The sequence below is a fragment of the Streptomyces sp. cf386 genome (genome assembly GCF_900103585.1).
Lineage (GTDB): Bacteria > Actinomycetota > Actinomycetes > Streptomycetales > Streptomycetaceae > Streptomyces.
This window is the reverse complement of sequence record NZ_FNHV01000007.1, coordinates 418,457-433,673: the sequence shown is the minus strand read 5'-3', so window position 1 is coordinate 433,673 and position 15,217 is coordinate 418,457. Positions and strand designations below refer to the sequence as shown.

Below are 15,217 nucleotides of genomic sequence, written 5' to 3'. Positions count from 1 at the left end.
CAAACCAAACCGATGGTATAGGGGCCGTTCGACCTAAGAAGTCGGGATCGTGAAGGGGCGGCGAAGCGGCCGGTTACTCTCGTGATCGTCTACCCCGGAGCGAAGAGAGCGAAGAGAGCCCTGTCGTGACCCATCCCTTCCTGGACCTGGCCCCGCTGAGCGCCGCCCGATTCGCCGCCATCGAGGACCGGGTGGCGCGGCTGCTCGGGACCGAGCAGGACGTCGTGATCATGCAGGGCGAGGCGCTGCTGCCGCTGGAGGGGGCGATCCGGGGAACGGCCGGGCCCGGCACGACCGCGCTGAACGTGATCACCGGTCCGTACGGGCAGACCTTCGGGAACTGGCTGCGGGACTGCGGCGCGACCGTGATCGATCTGGCGGTGCCCTTCCATACGGCGGTCACGGCGGACCAGATCCGGGATGCCCTCGCCGAGCACCCCGAGATCGACTTCGTGTCCCTGGTGCACGCGGAGGCGGCCACCGGCAACACCAACCCCGTCGCCGAGATCGGTGAGGTCGTGCGGGCGCACGGGGCGCTGTTCTACCTGGACGCGGTGGCGTCGATCGGGGCCGAGCCGGTGCTGCCGGACGCGTGGGGCGTGGACCTGTGCGTGATCGGGGCGCAAAAGGCGATGGGCGGGCCGGCCGGAGTGTCGGCGGTGTCGGTGAGCGAGCGGGCGTGGGCGCGGATGGCCGCGAATCCCGGGGCGCCGCGGCGGTCGTATCTGTCGCTGCTGGACTGGAAGGAGCGGTGGATCGACGGCGGGCGCGCGGCGCTGCTGCATGCGCCCGCGCAGTTGGAGATGCTGGCGCTGGAGGCGTGCGTCGAGCGGATCGAGGGGGATGGACTGGAGGCGGTGATGGCCCGTCACCGGGTCGCCGCGCTGTCCACTCGGGCCGGGGCGGTGGCGTTGGGCGGGGGCTTGGAACCGTATGTGTACGACGTCCGGGAGGCGGCGCCGGTCGCGACGACGTTGAGGGCGCCCGCCGGGGTGGTGGCGTCGGAGGTGGTTGCTCGGGCGCTGGAGTCGGAGCCGGGGCTGCCGCTGGCCGCGGGCGGGGGTGCGTTGGCCAAGGAGATGATTCGCGTCAATCACTACGGGGCGGATGCGACGGTGGGGGCTGTGCGGGGGAGCCTGGCGGCGCTGGGCGCTGCGCTGGCGGAGAAGGGGCTGGCCGTGGATGTGGAGGGTTCTCTGCGGGCGGCGGACGAAGCCTGGCGGTAGTCGTCGGGCCGAGGCCTGACTTCCTTCGCCTCCTCCGCCCCTACCCGTCCCGTCCCTGAGGGCTGCCGCCCCCGGACCCCTGCTTTCGGCCTGAACGGCCTCGTCCTCAAACCCCGGACGGGCCGATTGGGCCATGCTTCCCGGATGGCTACCGAGACCCCTCAGGCCCTCCCCGACGGCAGACCCATCCCGTTCACCACCGGGCCCGAACTCCCCATGCTCGAAAGCTGGCTCGACTTCCATCGCGCCACCCTGGAGCTGAAGTGCGCGGGACTGGACGACTCGCAGGTGCGGCTCGCCTCCGCCGAGCCGTCGCAGCTGACGCTGCTCGGGCTCGTGCAGCACCTGGCCGAGTGTGAGCGGAACTGGTTCCAGCGGGTGATGGGCGGGCTGGACGTACCGCCGGTGTTCGAGGAGGAGACCGGGTACGCCCTGCATCCCCGGCGTGGGATCGACGAGGCACTCTCCGTCTGGCGGCGGGAGATCGCGCGGGGGCGGGAGGTGTGTGCCGGGCGGTCGCTGGAGAGTGTGGGGCGGATCGGGGACGAGCCGATGGCCGGGGTCGAGGTCAGTCTGCGGTGGGTGTTCCTTCACATGATCGAGGAGTACGCGCGGCACAACGGCCACGCCGACATTCTGCGTGAGCACATCGACGGCGTTATTGGGGCGTGAATTCCGCGTAATTCCTGGAGATTTTCGAGGGCAGCTTCCCATCCTCTTCTGCCCGCTTTTTCCAGACCTAAACGCAAAGATTCCGCGAACGCCAACCGGAGGAATTCGGGCAGATCTCGTGAGAGTTACACGGCTGTGACGCGTTCCACATCGCGCCCGTTTTGCCTGGTATTAAGGTACCAAAAGGGGCGTTTCGCTCCCCTGAAGCGGCACTCCTCACGCCCGCGTGATAACACACCCAGTCCGCACGCGTAACCCCTTCCGGCCATGCAATTTCGAATTTCCCTCGGTAAATTCAATTCGCATGACTGCCGCACAAGCAGACCTGCAAATCGACCGTCCGGCGGTGGCCGACGGGGCCGCGCTGTGGCGGATTGCCAGAGACTCCAAGGCCCTCGACCTCAACTCGTCGTACAGCTATCTGCTGTGGTGCCGGGACTTCGCCGGCACGTCGGCCGTCGCCCGCGACGAGCGCGGGGAGCCGGTCGGGTTCGTCACCGGGTACGTACGGCCCGAGCGTCCGCACACCCTGCTCGTCTGGCAGGTGGCCGTGGACGACGCCTATCGCGGCCGCGGCCTCGCCGCCGCGCTGCTCGACGGGCTCGTCGCACGGGTCGGCGGCGAGTACGGCATCACCGGCGTCGAGACCACCATCACCCCCGGCAACACCGCCTCCGAGCGGCTGTTCGGCTCCTTCGCGGAGCGGCACGGCGCCGCCCTGGAGCGCGAGGTGCTCTTCCCCACGAGCGTGTTCCCGGACGGACCGCACGACCCCGAGGTCCTGTACCGCATCGGTCCCCTCTCCCTCTGACCTCCCCCCACGCAAACGAGGAGCGATTCGTCGTGACCATCACCCAGCCCGACCTCAGCGTCTTCGAGACCCTCGAGTCCGAGGTGCGCAGCTACTGCCGCGGCTGGCCCACCGTCTTCGACCGCGCGCGCGGCAGCCGCATGTACGACGAGGACGGCCACGAGTATCTGGACTTCTTCGCCGGCGCCGGTTCGCTGAACTACGGGCACAACAACCCCGTCCTCAAACGAGCGTTGATCGACTACCTGGAGCGGGACGGCGTCACGCACGGGCTCGACATGTCCACCAGCGCCAAGCGGGCCTTCCTGCAGACCTTCCAGGACCTGGTGCTGCGGCCGCGCGATCTGCCGTACAAGGTCATGTTCCCCGGGCCCACGGGGACGAACGCCGTGGAGTCGGCGCTGAAGCTGGCCCGGAAGGTGAAGGGGCGCGAGGCCATCGTGTCCTTCACCAACGCCTTCCACGGGATGTCCCTCGGCTCCCTGGCCGTGACCGGCAACGCCTTCAAGCGCGCCGGCGCCGGCATCCCGCTCGTGCACGGCACGCCCATGCCGTTCGACAACTACTTCGACGGCACGGTCGAGGACTTCCTGTGGTTCGAGCGGCTCCTGGAGGACCAGGGCTCCGGGCTCAACAAGCCGGCCGCCGTGATCGTGGAGACCGTGCAGGGCGAGGGCGGCATCAACGTCGCCCGCCCGGAGTGGCTGCGTGCGCTCGCCGAACTGTGCGAGCGGCAGGACATGCTGCTCATCGTCGACGACATCCAGATGGGGTGTGGTCGGACCGGCGCCTTCTTCTCCTTCGAGGAGGCCGGGATCACGCCGGACATCGTCACCGTGTCCAAGTCCATCAGCGGCTACGGACTGCCCATGTCGCTGTGCCTGTTCAAGCCCGAGCTGGACATCTGGGAGCCGGGCGAGCACAACGGCACCTTCCGCGGCAACAACCCCGCCTTCGTCACCGCGACCGCCGCCCTGGAGATGTACTGGGCCGACGGCAACGCGATGGAGAAGCAGACCCGGGCGCGCGGCGAGCAGGTCGAGCAGGGGCTGATCGCGATCTGCGAGGAGAACCCCGCCGACGTGAAGGAGTACCGGGGCCGCGGCCTGGTGTGGGGCATGGAGTTCCACGACAAGCAGCGGGCCGGCCGGATCGCCCAGCGGGCCTTCGAACTCGGGCTGCTCATCGAGACGTCCGGCCCGGAGAGCGAGGTCGTCAAGCTGCTGCCCGCTCTCACCATCACCCCGGACGAGCTGGACGAGGGCCTCAGCGTCCTCGCCCGCGCCGTCCGCGAGACCGCCTGAGCGGTCGAGAACACCAGAACACCACCACCTAGGAGGCATCGCAGCACCGTGATCGTGCGTTCGTTCAAGGAGATTGAAGGCACCGACCGGCACGTGAAGTCGGCGTCCGGCACCTGGGAGAGCAAACGCATCGTCCTCGCCAAGGAGAGGGTCGGCTTCTCCCTGCACGAGACGATCCTGTACGCGGGTACGGAGACGTCGATGTGGTACGCGAACCACATCGAGGCCGTCGTCTGTGTGGAGGGCGAGGCCGAGCTGACCGACCACGAGACCGGGCGTATGCATGTGATCACGCCCGGGACCATGTACCTCCTGGACGGGCACGAGAGGCACACGCTGCGGATCAAGGAGGACTTCCGCTGCATCTGTGTCTTCAACCCGCCCGTGACCGGCCGGGAGGACCACGACGAGAACGGCGTCTACCCGCTGCTCACCGAGCCCGAGGAGGTGTGAGAGACCCATGGCCACCGCCATGACCGGAAGCGTCACCGATCTCTACCCGAGCCGAGCCGCCACCGAGGTGTCGACCCCGCGCAAGGACCCCGTCGTGTGGGGCTCCCCCGACACCGCCGGCCCGATCGCGACCACCGACCTGCAGTCCTTCGAGCGCGACGGCTTCCTCGCCATCGACCAGCTCATCACCGAGGACGAGGTCGCGGTCTACCACCAGGAGCTGGAGCGGCTGGTCACCGATCCGGGGATCCGTGCGGACGAGCGCTCGATCATCGAGCCGAAGTCCAAGGAGATCCGGTCCGTCTTCGAAGTGCACAAGATCAGTGAGGTGTTCGCCGCCCTGGTGCGCGACGAGCGGGTCGTCGGCCGGGCCCGGCAGATCCTCGGCTCGGACGTCTACGTCCACCAGTCGCGGATCAACGTCAAGCCGGGTTTCGGGGCCAGCGGCTTCTACTGGCACTCCGACTTCGAGACCTGGCACGCCGAGGACGGTCTGCCGAACATGCGGACGGTGTCCGTCTCGATCGCGCTGACCGAGAACTACGACACCAACGGCGGGCTCATGATCATGCCCGGCTCGCACCGTACGTTCCTCGGCTGTGCGGGCGCCACGCCGAAGGACAACTACAAGAAGTCCCTGCAGATGCAGGACGCGGGCACGCCGTCCGACGAGGCGCTGACCGCCATGGCGAGCGAGTACGGCATCAAGCTCTTCACGGGCCGGGCCGGTTCGGCGACCTGGTTCGACTGCAACTGCATGCACGGTTCCGGGGACAACATCACCCCGTTCCCGCGCAGCAACGTCTTCATCGTGTTCAACAGCGTGGAGAACGCGGCCGTCGAGCCCTTCGCGGCTCCCGTACGGCGGCCCGAGTTCATCGGCGCGAGGGACTTCACCCCGGTGAAGTGACCCTCACAGCCACGCCAGCGACGCGGCCCGCTCCAGTACGTTCCGTACGGCGGCCGCGTCGCCCGTGGCACCCCTCGGTACCGTCCGAGGCGTGTACCGCCCGCCGACCAGCAGGCAGAAGTCGACCGGTTCCAGGACGAGTTCGGCCCGTACGGGCTCGTCCGCGGAACCCAGCACCCACTCCTCGCCCCCGGTGACCGCGAACAGCACCGGGGGCGCGTCGGTTCCCAGGGCCAGACCGAGGACGCGCACGGCGAGGCGGACCAGCTGATCCAGGTGCTCCTGCGGCGGCGGTGGGACGGGGAGGCCGAGGGCGCGGCCGATGTCGTCGGTGTGGATCCACGTCTCGAAGGCGCGCACGACGAAGTGGTCGGCGACGGGCAGCCGCAGTCCCATCAACGTCTCGGCCCGGGCCGCGAGTTGGGGATCGAGGGCCTCGGGTGTGGCGAGCAGTTCGTCCGCCTGCGCGGTCCAGTCGGCCACGGTCTCCTCGGGCGTACGGCCGTGCTCGTGCGCGATGACGTCGGCGGTACGGCGGTCCCAGGCCTCCTCCCAGGGCGTCCCCTCCTCGATCCGCGAGGGCGGCACGCGGGAGTCGATGCCGAGCCGGGCGGCCAGGTGCTCGTCGGCGGCGAGGAGGTGGGCGACGGTGGCGTGCGCGTCCCAGTCGTGCACGACCGGCATGGCCCAGTGGCCCGCCAGTTCGGGCAGCAGCGACTTCAGTCCGGCGACGGCGGCGGCGTAGGGCGCGGCGTGCCCGGCGACCCGGGCGGCGGCCGGGCGGCTGCGCAGGGCGAGGGAGAGCGCCCCGTCGGCCGACCGCGCGGGAGCCTCCGGCGGCGGCCCGTCCAGCAGCCGTACCGTCTCCCGCAGCCGTGCCGCCTCCGCCGCGCAGCTCTCGCAGTCGGCCAGGTGCGCCGTGAGCGTCTCCTCCTCGGCCTGGTCCAGGGCGCCGAAGGCCCAGGCGGCCAGCAGGTCACGTACCGCCTCGTGATCGTCGGTCATCGCGTGCCTCCTCCCGGTGCCGCTTTCCGCGCGGGTACCCCTCTCGCCATCATGCGCCCCTTTCGAGCGCCGGGTCCGGCGGGTCGGCCAAAGTTTCCGCCAAGGAGCGCAGGGCGGTGCGCAGCCGGGTCTTGGCCGTGCCCTCGGGGATCCCCAGCTCGACGGCCGCCTGCCGGTAGGTGCGGCCGGCGAAGTAGGCGAGGTGCACGACCTCCCGTTGCGGCTGCGGGAGTTCGGCGAGGGCGGTGTGCAGCAGGAGGGAGCGTTCCCGGTCGACGACCGTCTCGTCGGGGCCGGGGCCGGTGTCGGGGATGGCCTGGAGCGTGGAGTCGTCGGCTCCGGCGTCCTTGCGGTGCCGGGCCTCGCTGCGGACCCAGTCCACGGCCCGCCGGTGGGCGAGCACGGACAGCCAGGTGCGCAGCGAGCCGCGGTGCGGGTCGAAGGCGTACGGCCTGCTCCACAGCTGGGCGAAGACCTCCTGCGCCACGTCCTCGGCGGCGCCCGGCGAGCGGGTCACCCGCACGGCGACCCGCCGCACCAGCCCGCCGTACGCCGCGTACACCTCGGCCAGCGCGGACTCGTCGCCGTACACCAGCCGCCGGTGCACCTGCGCGTCGGCAGGCGACCGGACGGACGTGTCGCCCGTGGACTCCACCGCTACCACCACCCCTGGTGCCCTTCCTAGCGTCCCGGGCGGGCCCGCGCCAGTGGTTCAGGCAGAGAGGACGTCCAGCAGCCGATCGACATCCTCGACGGTGTTGTAGAGGTGGAAGGCCGCGCGCAGATTGCCCGCGCGGTTGGAGACCTCGATTCCGGCGGCGCTCAGCTCGGGCTGGCGGGTGCCGAGGCCGGGCACGGACACGATCGCCGAGCCGGGCGAGGGCACCGGTTCGTGGCCGAGGGCGGCCAGTCCCGTGCGGAAGCGGTCGGCGAGGGCGAGGTCGTGGGCCCGGATGGCGGCCACGCCGAGTTCCTCGACCAGCTCCAGCGAGGTGCGCAGTCCGGCGTAGGTGAAGAGGGCCGGGCTGATGTCGAAGCGCCGGGCGGAGCGGGCGAGATCCTCGACGGGGCCGTAGCAGCTGTCCCAGGGGAGCTCCCCGGCGACCCAGCCGGCGAGCAGCGGCGACAGCCCGCCGAAGTCCTCCGGGACGACGCAGAACGCGACCCCGTGCGGGCCCAGGAGCCACTTGAAGCCGACGGCGGCGAGGAAGTCGTACCGGTCGGCCTCCAGCGGCAGCCAGCCGGCCGACTGGGAGGCGTCGACGTAGGTGCGCGCCCCGTGCTCCAGGGCGGCGGCGCGCACCGCGGGCAGGTCGGCGACCCGGCCGTCGGCGGACTGCGCGGCGCTGACCGCGACCAGCGCGGTGCCCGGGCGGACCGACTCGGCGAGGCGCTCCAGCGGGACGGCGCGGACCTTGAGGTCGCCGCGCATGTGGAAGGGGTTCACGAGGGAGGAGAAGTCGGCCTCGGCGGTGAGGACTTCGGCGCCGGCGGGCAGCGAGGCGGCGATCAGCCCGCCGTACTCGGCGACCGAGGCCCCGGTCGCGACCCGCTCCACCGGCACGCCGGACAGCCGGGCGAAGGAGGCGCGCACGATCTCCACGTCCTCGTACAGCGGGCCCAGCGGGGTGCCCTCGGCCCGCATCCGCACGGCCCGGTGCAGGGCGTCGACGGTGCGGGCCGGGAGCAGCCCGTTGCTCGCGGTGTTGAGATAGACGTTCTTCGGGGCGAACTCGGCACGGACGAGGCTCTCGAAGGTCTCCATGGCACCACTCTGGGCCCTGAGCACCTATCAGTCCATTGCGATTCTTTACGTGGTTTCGCTAAGCAACGCTTATGGATCGGCCCCGACCTGCGGGTTCGCTCAGTGCTGCGGCACCGCGCAGCCGTCCGGACCGCACGCGTCCGCGTCACCCTGGTCGATGAGCGTCAGCGGCGACCGCTCGCCCCAGGCCTGCGTCAGCGCCTGTTCGAAGACCTCGGCGGGCTGCGCGCCGGAGACGCCGAACTTGCGGTCGAGGACGAAGAACGGCACGCCGTTCGCGCCGAGCTGGGCGGCCTCGCGCTCGTCGGCGCGGACGTCGTCGGCGTAGGCGTCCGGGTCGGCGAGGACCTTGCGGACGTCGTCGGCGTCGAGGCCGGCGGCGACGGCCAGCTCCACGAGCCGCTCGTCGCCTTCCGAGAACACGGACCGCTCCTCGGCGAAGTTCGCCCGGTAGAGGATCTGGATCAACTCGTCCTGCCTGCCCTGCTCCTTGGCGAGGTGCAGCAGCCGGTGCATGTCGAAGGTGTTGCCGTGGTCCCGGCCCTCGGTGCGGTACGCGAGCCCCTCCGCGGCGGCCTGCGCACCGAGGTTCTCCTCACCGGCCCGGGCCTGCGCCGCGCTCATGCCGTACTTCTTGGTGAGCATGGTGATCACGGGCTGGATGTCGCCCTTGGCACGCCCGGGGTCCAGCTCGAACGAGCGGTGCACCACCTCGACCTGCTCGCGGTGCGGGAAGGCCTGAAGCGCCTTCTCGAAGCGGGCCTTGCCCACGTAGCACCAGGGGCAGGCGATGTCGCTCCAGATCTCGACGCGCATGTCTGTGGCTCTCTCCGGTCGTACGGCTACGGAGACTCCCTCCGCTTAGAACGTGAACGTTCAACCAGGAGGGTTCATTCCCGGGTGACGGAGAAGCAGAGGTTCAGGTGGTGGTCGCCCTCCGCGGGCGGCTTCTCCGGGTCCGGGATCCAGCCCTGGCGGGCGTAGAAGGCCTGGGCGCGCCGGTTGTCGACGTGCACGTCGAGGACGGCCGTCCGCTTGCCGTCGGCCAGCCACTCCTCGACGCATGCCGTGTGCAGGGCGGTGCCGACGCCACCGCGCCAGTGGTCGGGGTCGACGTGGAACTGGAACAGCTTGACCGCGTCGGCGGGGGCGCCCTCCGGGGTGCGGAACGAGGCCAGGCCGATGATGCGGCCCTCCTCGACGACGCACAGCACATGCCCGTCCGGGCGCGCGATGGCGCTCTGCCAGGCGGCGAGCCAGTCGGTGCCGTCCTGCGGGAGCCCGTCGGGGTAGTAGGTCGCCCGGGCGCGGGTGTGCAGTGCGACGACGTCCTCGACCTCGGCGGACAGAACGGTGCGAATCACGCGACTTGTGGTCACTCGGTCACTGATCATGCAACGGAGGACGTGACCCCGACGGCTCCGGTTCCGGTTGCGCTCGCGGTTCCGAGCCGGCTGAACTGCGCCCGATAGGCGCTCGGCGTCAGCCCCGTACGGCGCACCAGATGCCCCCGCAGCGAGTCGGCCGTGCCCAGACCGCAGGCGCGGGCCACCTGGTCCATGGGCAGGGCGGTGGTCTCCAGCAGCTCCTTGGCGCGCTCGATGCGCTGGTGGAGCAGCCACTGCAGCGGGCTCACCCCGCTCTCGGCGTGGAAGCGCCGGGTGAGCGTGCGGACGCTGACACCGGCGTGCCGGGCCAGGTCGGTGAGGGTGAGCGGCTTGTCGAGGTTGCGCATGGCCCAGCCGCGGGTGTCGGCGCAGGCGGTGCCGCGCTCGGGCGGCAGCGGGGTCTGGGTGAACTGGGTCTGGCCGCCGGGCCGTACGGGTGCGACGAGGGCGCCGCGGGCGACCTCGTTGGCGACGGCGGCGCCGTAGTCGGTGCGGATGACGTGCAGGCACAGATCGATGCCGGCGGCGTAGCCGGACGCGGTCAGATACGGGCCGTCCTGCACGTACAGCACGTCCCCGCACAGGTCGATCTGCGGGTACCGCCTGCGCAGTTCCGCGGCGTGCGCCCAGTAGGTGGTGGCCTTGCGGCCCTGGAGCAGGCCCGCCTCGGCCAGCTGGAAGGCGCCGGTACACAGCGACGCGATGCGCTTGCCGGCGTCCGCCGCCTCCTTGACGGCGGCCACGATCCGCGCCTCCGGTTCGTACGGCGCCCCGGTGCCCGCCACGATCACCGTGTCGGCGTCCCGCACCGCGTCGAGGCCGTGCCGTACGTACAGGTCGAGGCCGCCGGAGGTGGGCACGGGCCCCGGCTCGGCCGCGCAGACCACCACCTCGTACCCGGGCCGCCCGTCGCTGACGACCTTGCCGAAGAGCATCTCCGGGATGGCGAGGTTGAACATCGACACCGGCGACGGCGCGATGACGGCGATGCGGTGCGGCGTGAACGGCTGGGTCATGGCCAGAACCTCCGGGTGCATGGCATTCCGGCCACTACTGTACGACGACGGAGATCCGCAGCATGGAGTCATGTCAACGAACCTCACCCGCCAGGCGGCCGAACTTGCCGCCTCCGAGCGCGCGTTGGAGCCCACGAGGCCCTCCCCCGCGCTCACGCTGACCGCCGCCCTCCTCGGCTTCGCGCTGATCTGCCTCGACGCCTCCGTGGTGAACGTGGCGCTGCCCGCGATCGGCGACTCCCTCGACGGCGGCATGTCCGGCCTGCAGTGGGTGGTGGACGCCTACACGCTGGCCTTCGCCGCGCTGATGCTGTCCACCGGGGCGTTCGCGGACCGGGCGGGGGCGAGCCGCGCCTACGCCCTCGGCACCGTCGTGTTCACGCTCGCCTCCGTGGCCTGCGGACTGGCGCCGAACCTGCCGACGCTGATCGGTGCGCGGGTGGTGCAGGGCGTGGCGGCGGCTGCCGTACTGCCGGCGTCCCTCGCCCTGGTGCGGCAGGCGTACGCCGATCCGGCCCGGCGGGCCCGGGCGGTGGCGCTGTGGGCGGCGGGCGGTTCGGTCGCCGTGGCGCTCGGTCCGGTGGCGGGCGGCGCGCTGACGACGGCCTGGGACTGGCGGGGGATCTTCTTCGTCAACGTGCCGATCGGCATGGTGATCCTGGCCCTGCTGATCCGGGCCCCGCGCTCGGAGCGCCGTCCTGCGCCGCTGGACCTGCCGGGCCAGGTGACCGCGGTGGTGGCGCTCACGGCTCTGGCGTTCGCGGTGATCGAAGGCGGGACGGCGGGCTGGGCGGCGCTGGCGGTGGCCGTCGTGGCGGCCGTGGCGTTCCTGCGGATCGAGGCGCGCGGAGCGCATCCGGTCGTCCCCCTCGACCTCTTCCGGAACCGGACGGTGACCGCGACGGTCGCGGCCGGAGCGGCGATCAGCGTCGCCTTCTACAGCCTGGTGTTCGTCTTCTCGCTCTTCTTCCAGCAGGTGCAGGGCCGTTCGGCGCTGTACGCCGGGCTGCTGTTCCTTCCCATGACCGGGCTGATCGCGGTGACGAACGTCGTGGCGGGCAAGCTCGCCGGCCGATACGGTCCCCGGCTGCCGATGCTGGTGGGGCAGGCCCTGGCCGTCGTAGGACTGCTCCTGCTGCTCTACGTCGACGCCGGCACGCCCTCGTCCCTGGTGGCCGTGCTCCTCGTCCCCATGGCCCTGGGCTGCGCGCTGACGGTGCCGCCGCTCACCGCGGCGATGATGGACGCCGTGCCGGCCGAGCGGGCGGGCCTGGCGGCCGGTGTGCTCAACGCGGCACGCCAGGTGTCCGGCGGTCTGGGCATCGCCGTCTTCGGGGCGCTGGTCTCCGACGGGTTCGTCGAGGGAATGCGGCTGAGCCTGGTCATCAGCGCGGCCCTGCTCACGGTGACGTTCGCGCTCAGCTGCCGTCTCGCAGGTCCTTCGGCCAGTTCGGCCTGAACTCCAGGTGGTCGTACGTCACGACGCATCCCTCCCCCATCGGCGACTGCGTCATGAAGCCGACCAGGGCGGCGTCCGCCTCCTTCTCCTCCCCCAGCGTGAACAGCCGGACGAAGGTCCAGCGCTCACCGTCCCGGGAGGCGTGGAAGGCGAAGGCCCGCCCGGTCCGGCTCAGCCGCAGCCAGACCGAACTGCCCTCCACGGTGAAGGAGTTGGCGTCGTCGGAGTGACCTCGCGTGACCACCGTGCACACGGTCGGCACATCCGGGGAGTACTCCAGGCAGAGCTTGGCCCAGGCCCGCTCGCCGACATGGACGTAGAGCACCCCGGCGTCGAAGGCGGCGGCGAAGCCGACGGTGACCCGGGCGATGAGCTGGAAGTCGCCCTCGGGCGAGCCGAGCAGACGGGGCGCGTCGGAGGCGGGGTCGACGGCCTCACCGGTGGGCGGGACGAAACGGTCCTGCCGGGGTCCGGCCCATCCGGAGAGGAAGCCGTCCTCGTAGGACCAGTGGCCGTCGGGGCCGTAGGTGCGGAGCGGGAAGGGCAGTTCGGGGAGTTCCAGGTCCATGAGGGGATTCTTACAGGGCCCGGGCGTCGCCGGGCGTCCCCGGGGTGATCCCGTCAGCGGGACTGGAAAGCGTCCAGGGCCACGGCCTGGGCGATGGCGAGGCGCAGGTCGAGATCGGGTGAGGTCACGTCGAGCAGATAGCGGTCGCGCAGCCCGATCTTCTTGTCGACGCTCATCACGGGCTTGTCGCCCGAGGTGAAGTCGAAGTGGTACGGCCACACGAACGGCACGAGGTCGAGCGGCAGCAGCTCCCAGAACCGGCGCACCACGGCCACCAGCCGGTTGCGCTCACGCCCGACCGCCTCGACCGCATCCGGCTGGTCGAGTTCCCACGTCGAGCGCAGCAGGGAGGCGGCGAACTTCTTGCGGAAGGTACCGATCGGGCTGTCCATCGCGTCCCGCACGTCGTAGGCGGCGCCTGCGTCGAGGACCTGGCGGGCCTTGGCGGTGAACAGGACGTGGTCCTTGGACTCGTCGGTGTAGAAGGTCATCTGCTCCTTGAGCGTCATCCGCTTCTGCTCGGCGAAGGCGACGACCCTGCCGTCGGAGCCGTCCGGCAGGGTCTCGGTCACCACGTAGCGGTTGATCATGAGGGTGGTCTTCTGCCGGATGCTGAAGCGCTCGTTCGCCTGCGGTCGCGCACTGTCCACTGTTCCGCTCCCCGTGCCGCTGGTCTCTGTGCCGGTGGTCTCTGTGCCGGTGGTCTCTGCCGCCGGCCCCGTTGTCCGGCGGATCCATCCTCGCCGCGTGACCCGGCCCGGGGCAGTCTCCGTAAGTCGCCGTCCGCAGCGACCAAAGATGACGGTTGCGGCGGGGACCGGGTGTTCACTTTCGTCGTTCGCGGGTGCGCCGAAGGGCGGATGCGGGCGGCCGGGGGCGGCTGTCTATCGTCTGCGCGTGGACGCAGCACTGATATCCCGTACCGACCGGCCGCTCCGCTCCCGGCTCGTCGCCGCCTCCCCATGGCCCCGCAAGCGGATCGTCGGGGAGGTCGTGCTCGCCCTCGTGCTCGCCGGGGCGGCGGGCCTCGGCGACGGTGCGGCCGGATTCGGGGCGCGGAGCGTCGCCGTGGCCCTGGCCGTCGCCGTACTGTCACTGGTGCGCCGCTCGCTGCCGGCGACGGTGCTGCTCGTCGCGTCGGCCCTGGCCGGGGCGATGGCCGGCTCGGCGCTGCTGCTGATCTACGCGAGCTGGTCGGCGGGCAGCCGCATCATGCGCCCCGGGCGGGCGCTGGCCGCGTACGCCGTCGGCCTCGTGCTCCACAACCTCTTCGCCGTCTGGATGGCGTCCGCCGAAGAGGACGGGCTGTCACTGCTCGCGACGGCCGCCCTGGCCGCGGGCTCGTTCCTGACCCTGGCCGTCGTGCCCGGTCTCGCCTCCCGCTACCGCGCCCAGCGCCACCGGCTGCTCGACACCCTGCGCCGGCACAACGCCCAACTGGTGCGCGAGCAGGCGATGGTGGCGCACCAGGCCCGCCTCCTCGAACGGCAGCGCATCGCCCAGGACATGCACGACAGCCTCGGCCACCAGCTCGCCCTGATCGCCGTGCACGCCGGGGCGCTGGAGGTGGACCCGGAACTGGGCGACCGGCATCGGCAAGGGGTGGGCATCCTCCGGGAGGCATCCAGGACCGCGATGCAAGAGCTGCGCGAGGCGGTGGGCATCCTGCGGGACGATGCCGAGGTGCCCGCCGGGCAGCGGCCCCGGGCGACCGGCGCCGAGCCTCCGACGGCCCGGGTGGCAGCCGCCGTCGACGGCCTCGTCGAGTCGTCGCGGGCCGCGGGCGCGGCCGTTGAGCTGCACCGCTCCGGCACCGTACGGCCCCTCGCGCCCGCCGCCGACCACGCGGCGTACCGCATCGCCCAGGAGGCCCTGACCAACGCGCACAAGCACGCGCCGGGCGCCCCGATCACCGTGGCCCTGCGCTACGAACCGGACAGCCTGGTCGTCGAGGTGGCCAACGGGCCCGTGCCCGCCTCGGCCCCTTCGGCCCCGCCCGCGGTGAGCGGCGGCCAGGGCCTGGCGGGACTGCGGGAGAGGGCCCGGCTGGTCGGCGGCATGGTGCACGCCGGGCCCACCCCCGACGGCGGTTTCCGTCTCGCGGGTGTGCTGCCCTACGGCGACGGCGAGCCCGTGCCCCGCCCCGAGGGCGCGACCTCCGTCGCCCCGGACGACGACTTTCGGGGGCAGATCGACGAAGGCGCGGCGGGCGACGGTGGAGCGGTCTTCGGCCGTTCCGATCCGCAAAGGGAGTTCGCCGCCATCATGAGAAGCAAGAAGAAGGTCGCCCTCGGCTGTGTCGTCACCTCCGTCGTCCTCGTCGTGGGCGTTCTCGCCCTCGGGGCCTGGGGGCTGACGGCGCTGTTCGACGAGATGGAGAGCGGCACCATATCGGCGAGCGTGTACAAGTCCGCGAAGGTCGGCGACGCCGAGAAGGACGTGAAGGCCAAGCTTCCGGAGGGCAGTTCCCTGCTCACCGAGGGCCAGGAGAAGCACGGCCCGCCGCTGCCCGAGGGCGCGACGTGCCGTCACTACCTGGACATCGACGACGACATCGTCTACCGGTTCTGCTTCCGCGACGGGAAGCTGGTCGCGAAGGAGTCCTACAAGGACGAACTCTGAACGGCGACAACCGGGTCG

General features: G+C 71.4%; 16 protein-coding genes. 8 read left to right on the top strand and 8 right to left on the bottom strand.

Features of this window, described 5'->3' with window-relative positions:
* Positions 1-125 precede the first annotated feature (125 nt).
* The 6 genes from BLU79_RS20685 (at position 126) to thpD (ending at position 5,376) form a co-directional block, all read left to right on the top strand.
* Complete coding sequence (locus BLU79_RS20685; RefSeq protein ID WP_093907294.1) at positions 126-1,226, top strand: pyridoxal-phosphate-dependent aminotransferase family protein; 1,101 nt, start codon at positions 126-128, stop codon at positions 1,224-1,226.
* 144 nt (positions 1,227-1,370) lie between these two features.
* Positions 1,371-1,898, top strand: a complete 528-nt coding sequence (locus BLU79_RS20680) for a DinB family protein (protein ID WP_093907293.1) — start codon at positions 1,371-1,373, stop codon at positions 1,896-1,898.
* Positions 1,899-2,202: 304 nt separating this feature from the next.
* The gene (ectA, locus tag BLU79_RS20675) at positions 2,203-2,709 is read left to right on the top strand and encodes a diaminobutyrate acetyltransferase (protein WP_093907292.1); all 507 of its coding nucleotides are present in this window, start codon (positions 2,203-2,205) and stop codon (positions 2,707-2,709) included.
* Positions 2,710-2,741: 32 nt separating this feature from the next.
* On the top strand, positions 2,742-4,013 hold the full coding sequence (gene ectB / locus BLU79_RS20670; RefSeq protein ID WP_093907291.1) for a diaminobutyrate--2-oxoglutarate transaminase: 1,272 nt from the start codon (positions 2,742-2,744) through the stop codon (positions 4,011-4,013).
* 48 nt (positions 4,014-4,061) lie between these two features.
* Positions 4,062-4,466 (top strand): ectoine synthase, encoded by a 405-nt coding sequence (locus BLU79_RS20665; RefSeq protein ID WP_093907290.1) that lies wholly within the window; start codon positions 4,062-4,064, stop codon positions 4,464-4,466.
* A gap of 7 nt (positions 4,467-4,473) precedes the next feature.
* Positions 4,474-5,376 (top strand): ectoine hydroxylase, encoded by a 903-nt coding sequence (gene thpD / locus BLU79_RS20660; RefSeq protein WP_256333398.1) that lies wholly within the window; start codon positions 4,474-4,476, stop codon positions 5,374-5,376.
* 3 nt (positions 5,377-5,379) lie between these two features.
* On the opposite strand, the gene BLU79_RS20655 is transcribed toward thpD, so the two are convergent.
* The 6 genes from BLU79_RS20655 to BLU79_RS20630 form a co-directional block, all read right to left on the bottom strand.
* Positions 5,380-6,381: a maleylpyruvate isomerase family mycothiol-dependent enzyme gene (locus tag BLU79_RS20655; RefSeq protein ID WP_093907289.1), complete on the bottom strand. Its 1,002-nt coding sequence runs from the start codon at positions 6,379-6,381 to the stop codon at positions 5,380-5,382.
* A 49-nt stretch (positions 6,382-6,430) separates the two neighbouring features.
* On the bottom strand, positions 6,431-7,048 hold the full coding sequence (locus tag BLU79_RS20650) for an RNA polymerase sigma factor (protein ID WP_371131899.1): 618 nt from the start codon (positions 7,046-7,048) through the stop codon (positions 6,431-6,433).
* Positions 7,049-7,093: 45 nt separating this feature from the next.
* Positions 7,094-8,146, bottom strand: a complete 1,053-nt coding sequence (locus BLU79_RS20645) for an aminotransferase class V-fold PLP-dependent enzyme (RefSeq protein ID WP_093907288.1) — start codon at positions 8,144-8,146, stop codon at positions 7,094-7,096.
* 99 nt (positions 8,147-8,245) lie between these two features.
* Entirely contained in the window at positions 8,246-8,962 is a 717-nt protein-coding gene (locus tag BLU79_RS20640) for a DsbA family oxidoreductase (protein ID WP_093907287.1), read from the bottom strand.
* Between the two features lie 74 nt (positions 8,963-9,036).
* The gene (locus BLU79_RS20635) at positions 9,037-9,540 is read right to left on the bottom strand and encodes a GNAT family N-acetyltransferase (protein WP_177001097.1); all 504 of its coding nucleotides are present in this window, start codon (positions 9,538-9,540) and stop codon (positions 9,037-9,039) included.
* The gene (locus tag BLU79_RS20630) at positions 9,537-10,550 is read right to left on the bottom strand and encodes a GlxA family transcriptional regulator (RefSeq protein WP_256333397.1); all 1,014 of its coding nucleotides are present in this window, start codon (positions 10,548-10,550) and stop codon (positions 9,537-9,539) included. Before BLU79_RS20630 ends, BLU79_RS20635 begins: the two co-directional genes overlap by 4 nt.
* Positions 10,551-10,620: 70 nt before the next feature.
* Between BLU79_RS20630 and BLU79_RS20625 the strand changes: the two genes are divergently transcribed.
* Entirely contained in the window at positions 10,621-12,009 is a 1,389-nt protein-coding gene (locus BLU79_RS20625; RefSeq protein WP_093907284.1) for an MFS transporter, read from the top strand.
* Here the strand turns inward: BLU79_RS20625 and BLU79_RS20620 are convergent.
* Together BLU79_RS20620 and BLU79_RS20615 are read right to left on the bottom strand one after the other, a co-directional pair.
* Positions 11,969-12,577, bottom strand: a complete 609-nt coding sequence (locus BLU79_RS20620; RefSeq protein ID WP_093907283.1) for a DUF1349 domain-containing protein — start codon at positions 12,575-12,577, stop codon at positions 11,969-11,971. The genes BLU79_RS20625 and BLU79_RS20620 overlap by 41 nt on opposite strands.
* A 53-nt stretch (positions 12,578-12,630) precedes the next feature.
* On the bottom strand, positions 12,631-13,227 hold the full coding sequence (locus BLU79_RS20615; protein WP_256333396.1) for an LURP-one-related family protein: 597 nt from the start codon (positions 13,225-13,227) through the stop codon (positions 12,631-12,633).
* A gap of 247 nt (positions 13,228-13,474) precedes the next feature.
* On the opposite strand from BLU79_RS20615, the gene BLU79_RS20610 reads away from it, so the two are divergent.
* Positions 13,475-15,199, top strand: coding sequence for a sensor histidine kinase (locus tag BLU79_RS20610; RefSeq protein WP_256333395.1), 1,725 nt, complete (start codon positions 13,475-13,477; stop codon positions 15,197-15,199).
* The last annotated feature ends 18 nt before the right edge of the window (positions 15,200-15,217 follow it).